Annotated in this window: 7 protein-coding genes; all 7 read left to right on the forward strand. The window is 72.0% G+C overall.

The window, feature by feature from the left end:
- The coding region (locus VGD85_RS11035) for an AAA family ATPase (RefSeq protein ID WP_331063487.1) at positions 1-1,077 on the forward strand (1,077 nt) is incomplete at its 5' end.
- Entirely contained in the window at positions 1,077-1,520 is a 444-nt protein-coding gene (locus tag VGD85_RS11040; protein WP_331063488.1) for a thioesterase family protein, read from the forward strand. The genes VGD85_RS11035 and VGD85_RS11040, both read left to right, overlap by 1 nt.
- A gap of 61 nt (positions 1,521-1,581) precedes the next feature.
- Complete coding sequence (locus tag VGD85_RS11045) at positions 1,582-1,770, forward strand: hypothetical protein (RefSeq protein ID WP_331063489.1); 189 nt, start codon at positions 1,582-1,584, stop codon at positions 1,768-1,770.
- Positions 1,771-1,815: 45 nt separating this feature from the next.
- Positions 1,816-2,970, forward strand: coding sequence for a signal recognition particle-docking protein FtsY (gene ftsY, locus VGD85_RS11050; protein WP_331063490.1), 1,155 nt, complete (start codon positions 1,816-1,818; stop codon positions 2,968-2,970).
- A gap of 187 nt (positions 2,971-3,157) precedes the next feature.
- Positions 3,158-4,465, forward strand: a complete 1,308-nt coding sequence (locus VGD85_RS11055) for an ammonium transporter (RefSeq protein ID WP_331063491.1) — start codon at positions 3,158-3,160, stop codon at positions 4,463-4,465.
- Positions 4,462-4,800, forward strand: a complete 339-nt coding sequence (locus VGD85_RS11060) for a P-II family nitrogen regulator (RefSeq protein WP_331063492.1) — start codon at positions 4,462-4,464, stop codon at positions 4,798-4,800. Before VGD85_RS11055 ends, VGD85_RS11060 begins: the two co-directional genes overlap by 4 nt.
- A gap of 103 nt (positions 4,801-4,903) precedes the next feature.
- Positions 4,904-5,776, forward strand: an 873-nt coding sequence (locus VGD85_RS11065; protein WP_331063493.1) for a nucleotidyltransferase domain-containing protein, incomplete at its 3' end; no start/stop codon positions are given.

Below are 5,776 nucleotides of genomic sequence, written 5' to 3' on the forward strand. Positions count from 1 at the left end.
GAGCGTCGCGAGCGGCTGATCCGCGAGGGCCGGGCCGCCGAGGCGGTGGGGGTGGCGGTGGCCTACGTGCTCGCCCGGCTCGAGGTGTCGGTGCACCGGGCCGCGGAGGCCCGCACCGCCGTCGAGCAGGCCCGCAGCGGCCGGGAGCAGCAGCTGCTCGCCGTCCGCGCCGAGCTGCGCCGGCTCGACAAGGACCACCACGAGCTGGTCAACAGCGTGCACCGCGACGAGATGGCCCGGACCCAGCAGCGGATGCGCATCGAGCAGCTCGAGGAGCGGGCGCTCGAGGAGCTCGGCCTCGACCCCGACGGTCTGGTCGCCGACTACGGCCCCGACCAGCCGGTGCCGCAGCCCCTGCCGGACGGCGCGGACGAGCTCGAGGAGCGCCAGGAGCCCCCCGAGCCGGTGCCGTTCGTCCGCGAGGAGCAGCAGAAGCGGCTGCGCGCCGCCGAGCGGGCGCTGTCGATGCTCGGCCGGGTCAACCCGCTGGCGCTCGAGGAGTACTCCGCGATGGAGGAGCGCCACAAGTTCCTCACCGAGCAGCTCGAGGACCTCAAGAAGACCCGCCGCGACCTCCTCGACATCGTCCGCGAGGTCGACCAGCGGGTCGAGCAGGTCTTCACCGAGGCGTACGCCGACGTGAGCACGGCCTTCGACGCGACGTTCGCGCGGCTGTTCCCGGGTGGCGAGGGCCGGCTGGTGCTCACCGACCCCGACGACATGCTCAGCACCGGCGTGGAGGTCGAGGCCCGCCCGCCCGGCAAGAAGGTCAAGCGGCTCTCGCTGCTCTCCGGCGGTGAGCGCTCGCTGGTCGCGGTCGCGTTCCTGGTCGCGCTGTTCAAGGCCCGGCCCTCGCCGTTCTACATCCTCGACGAGGTCGAGGCGGCACTCGACGACACCAACCTCGGCCGGCTGCTGGAGATCTACGAGGAGCTGCGCGAGAACTCCCAGCTGCTCGTGATCACCCACCAGAAGCGCACCATGGAGGTCGGCGACGCGCTCTACGGCGTGACGATGCGCGGCGACGGCGTGTCGGCGGTGATCAGCCAGCGGCTGCGCGACGCCGAGTCCGCCTGATGGGGGAGCGGGAGCGACCGACGCGCTCGGCGTACGTCCACTGGGAGCGGGCCACGACCCGCTGGGCCGACATCGACGTCTACGGGCACATGAACAACGCCCGCTACTTCGAGCTCATCGACACGGTCGTCAACAACCACCTGGCGACGGCCACCGGCGTCGACATCCGCACGCTCCCGGCGATCGGCGTGGTCGCGGAAGTGTCGTGCCGCTACTTCGCCGAGGTCGGCTATCCCGAGCCGGTCGACCTCGGGCTCGTGGTCGAACGCGTCGGCACCTCCTCGGTCGTCTACCGCGTGGGGCTCTTCCAGGGCGAGGGTGACGAGGCCGCCGCCGAGGGACGTTTCGTGCACGTGTACGTCGACAACACCGATCCGGCGCGACCCGTCACGCCGATCCCGGCCGAGATCCGGAGCGCGGTCGAGCCGCTCGCGGGCGGCTGAGCCGGTCGGCTACCGGGTATGTGTCAGGGTGGAGGAAGCCCTAGCTCTCGGGAGGTCATCCGTGCTCGTCGTCGTCATCGCGATGCTCGTGGTCCTGGCGGTCGCCGGACTGGTCGTCGTCTACGTCGCCTACCCCCACCGCGGCGAGGAGGTCCCCGCCGTGCCGTGGCTGGGCGAGGCGATGGGCCGCGCGGCGGAGGCGGTGCCCCTGCTGGAGCTGGAGTACGAGGACTCCGAGCCCCGGCTGTGACCCGCCGGGCCGGCGGCCCACGACGGCTCTGCTTGGATTGACGCCATGGATGCCGTGCTCCTCCTGATCATCACCATCGCCGTCGTGGCGCTCGGGCTCGTCGCGACCGTCGCCGGCCTGCTGGTCACCCGGCGCCGCAAGCCGGAGCCGCTGCCGAACACCCACACCGGCGTGATCGTCCGGCCTCCCGAGGAGGCCGAGGCCGGCGCTCCTCCGGTCGAGGTCAGCGCACCGCCCGCCACGATCGAGCCGGAGGCCCCGGCCGCACCGGCCCTGGAGAAGCCCGAGGGCACGGCCTCGCGCCTGGTCCGGCTGCGCCAGCGGCTCGCCGGCTCCCAGGGCGGGCTCGGCCGTGGCCTGCTCGCGCTGCTCTCCCGCGACCGCCTCGACGAGGACACGTGGGAGTCGATCGAGGACACCCTGCTCACGGCCGACGTCGGCGTCGCCCCGACCCAGGAGCTGGTCGAGCGGCTGCGCACGCGGCTGCGGGTCGAGGGAGCGCACGAGGACGTCCGCGCGGTGCTCCGTGAGGAGCTGCTGACGCTGGTCGATCCCACGATGGACCGCCGCCTCCACGTGAGCGGCCTCGACGGCATGCCCGGCGTGGTCCTCGTGGTGGGCGTCAACGGCTCGGGCAAGACGACCACCGTCGGCAAGATCTCGCGCATCCTGGTCGCCGAGGACCGCAAGGTCGTGCTGGGTGCCGCCGACACGTTCCGGGCCGCCGCCGTCGAGCAGCTGGCCACCTGGGGCGAGCGCGTCGGGGTCGACGTGGTGCGCGGGCCCGAGGGCACCGACCCGGCCAGCGTCGCGTTCGAGGCGGTCAAGGAGGGCGTCGACACCGACGCCGACACCGTCATCGTCGACACCGCCGGCCGGCTGCAGAACAAGGCCGGCCTGATGGACGAGCTCGGCAAGGTCAAGCGCGTGATCGAGAAGCAGGCCCCGGTCACCGAGGTGCTGCTGGTCCTCGACGCCACCACCGGCCAGAACGGCCTGATCCAGGCCCGGGTCTTCAGCGAGGTCGTCGACGTCACCGGCATCGTCCTCACCAAGCTCGACGGCTCGGCCAAGGGCGGCATCGTCGTCCAGGTGCAGCGCGAGCTCGGGGTGCCCGTCAAGCTCGTGGGCCTGGGGGAGGGCGCCGACGACCTCGCACCGTTCGACGCGGGCGCGTTCGTCGACGCGCTGCTCGGCTGACCGCTGGCGCCCGCCCGGGCGTAACACGGAAGTAACACCAGGTCCGATCTCGTTGCGCGGCCGCAACACGCGGCGGCGTACGTCGAAACCTCCGGCCCACAAGGTGTCTGCCAATAGGGCGGACCCCGGGACGACAGCGCAGTCGAGGCCGTGACCGCCCTCCCGAGATGTGATCCCTGGAGGTTCCGTGGACGGCTATTACGCCTTCATGCTGGTGGCGACAGCCCTCGTCCTGATGATGACCGTTCCGGCGCTGGCGCTGTTCTACGGCGGCATGAGCCGCTCCAAGTCGGTCCTGAACATGATGATGATGTCGTACGTCGCGATGGCCGTCGTCGCCATCGTGTACGTGCTGTGGGGCTGGTCGATGACCTTCGGCCCCAGCGATGTGGGCGGCCTGTTCGCCAACCCGTTCGACCTGTTCGGTCTCAAGGACGTGACGTCGGACGGCTACATCGCGGTGATGTTCCAGATGACGTTCGCCGCGATCACCGCCGCGCTCATCTCCGGCGCCATCGCCGACCGCGTCAAGCTCTCCTCGTGGGTGGTGTTCGTGCCGCTCTGGGTCACGCTCAGCTACTTCCCGATCGGCCACATGGTCTGGGGCGGCGGCTTCATCTCCGAGCACTTCGGCGCCCAGGACTACGCCGGCGGGACGGTCGTGCACATCAACGCCGGCGTCGCCGGCCTCGTCCTCGCCCTGGTGATCGGCAAGCGGATCGGGTTCGGCAAGGAGCCGATGCGGCCGCACAACCTGACGCTGACGATGATCGGTGCGGGCCTGCTGTGGTTCGGCTGGTACGGGTTCAACGTGGGCTCGATCGTCTTCAGCGGGTCCACCGACGAGGAGAACATCGCGCAGTTCTACTCCGAGACCGGCGTGACGTTCCTGAACACGACGATCGCCACCTGCGCGGCGATGCTCGGCTGGCTCCTCGTGGAGCGGCTGCTGCACGGCAAGGCCACCTCGCTGGGCGCCGCCTCCGGCATCGTCGCCGGCCTGGTGGCGATCACGCCGTCCTGCGGGGCCGTCGAGCTCCCCGGCGCGATCCTGATCGGCGCGGTCGCGGGCGGCCTGTGCGCCTGGGCGGTCGGACTCAAGTACAAGGTGGGCATGGACGACTCGCTCGACGTCGTGGGCGTGCACCTGGTCGGCGGCGTCGTGGGCACCGTGCTGATCGGCCTGGTGTCCTCCGCGGACGCGCCCGGCGGGATCGACGGCCTGTTCTACGGCGGTGGCTTCGGTTCGCTCGGCGACCAGGTCATGGCCGCGCTCATCGCGATCGCCTGGTCGGCCGTCGCGACGGCGATCATCGCGTACGCCATCAAGCTCACGATCGGCTGGCGGGTCACCGACGAGGCCGAGATCGACGGCATCGACTCCGACCAGCACGGGGAGTCGGCGTACGACCTGCACACTGGACTCGCCAGCGGCAACACCTCCACGGGATCCGTCCTGGCGAAGAGCACCGTGACCGAAGGAGCCAACGCATGAAGCTCGTGACCGCGGTGATCAAGCCGCACAAGTGGGAGGACGTCCGCGAGGCCCTCGAGACCTTCGGCGTGACGGGCATGACCGTCAGCGAGGTCAGCGGCTACGGCCGGCAGAAGGGCCACACCGAGGTCTACCGGGGCGCGGAGTACGACATCGCGCTGGTGCCCAAGATCCGGATCGAGATCGTGGTCGGCGACGACGACGCCGACGACGTCGTCGGCATCATCGTGAAGACCGCGCAGACCGGCCGGATCGGCGACGGGAAGGTGTGGGTGAGCCCCGTCGAGACCGTCGTGCGGGTCCGCACCGGCGACCGGGACGACGCGGCCCTGTGACCGCACCGCGGCCCGGCTCCTCACGCAGGAGCCGGGCCTCGGCGTACCCGGAGCATGATCGGGCTCGAGATCGGGAGGTGACGCCCTGAGCGCCGAGGAGAGGTTGCTGCGCGCGGCCGAGGCGGACGCGCTCTGCGCGCGGGCCTACGAGGAGTGCGGCGGGCCCGAGGCCAGCGCCGCCCTGGTCGCCGTCGGCGGCTACGGCCGCTCGGAGCTCGCGCCGTACTCCGACCTCGACGTGGTGCTCGTCAGCGACGAGGGGGTGGACATCCGCACGGTGGCCGAGCGGGTCTGGTACCCGATCTGGGACTCCGGCGCCCGGCTGGACCACTCCGTGCGGACGCTCCCGGAGATGCTGGCGGCCGCCGACGCCGACCTCAAGGTCGCGCTCGGGCTGCTCGACGTGCGCCACCTGGCCGGCGATCCCGGTCTCACGTTGCGGCTGCGGACCACGATGCTCGCCCATTGGCGACGTGGCGCCCGCGAGCGGCTGCCCGCGCTGCGCGACCTGGTCGGGTCGCGCCACGAGCTGGTGGGGGAGCTGGCGCACCTGTCGGTGCCCGACGTCAAGGAGGCCGAGGGCGGACTGCGCGACGCCACCGTGCTCAAGGCCCTGGTCGCGACCTGGCTCGTCGACGTCCCGCACGTCGAGCTCGAGCGCACCCGGCTCGAGCTGCTCGACGTCCGCGACGTCGTCCACGAGGTGGCGGGGCGCGCCAGCGAGCGGATCGCACCCGAGCTGTGGCCCGACCTCGCGGGTGGGCTGAAGCTGCCCGACGCCGGAGCCGCCCAGGTGCACGTGCGCGAGCTGGGCCGCCGCATCGCTCACCTGTCGCACCTGACCTGGCGACGGGTCGACGCCGTGCTGGCCCGCCCGGCGTCGTACCGCGGACCCCGCCGGCCGGACCTGACCCCGCTCGCGCCCGGCGTCGCGCTGGCATCGGGCGAGGTGGTGCTGGACCGCCGGGCCCGGCCG

Origin of the sequence: Nocardioides sp. (genome assembly GCF_036401255.1) — a bacterium.
In the GTDB taxonomy this organism is placed as follows: domain Bacteria; phylum Actinomycetota; class Actinomycetes; order Propionibacteriales; family Nocardioidaceae; genus Nocardioides.

Coding starts and splice junctions, on each gene's coding strand:
- VGD85_RS11040 (WP_331063488.1), top strand. CDS start 1,077: ATGGGGGAGCGGGAGCGACCGACGCGCTCGGCGTACGTCCACTGGGAG.
- ftsY (WP_331063490.1), top strand. CDS start 1,816: ATGGATGCCGTGCTCCTCCTGATCATCACCATCGCCGTCGTGGCGCTC.
- VGD85_RS11060 (WP_331063492.1), top strand. CDS start 4,462: ATGAAGCTCGTGACCGCGGTGATCAAGCCGCACAAGTGGGAGGACGTC.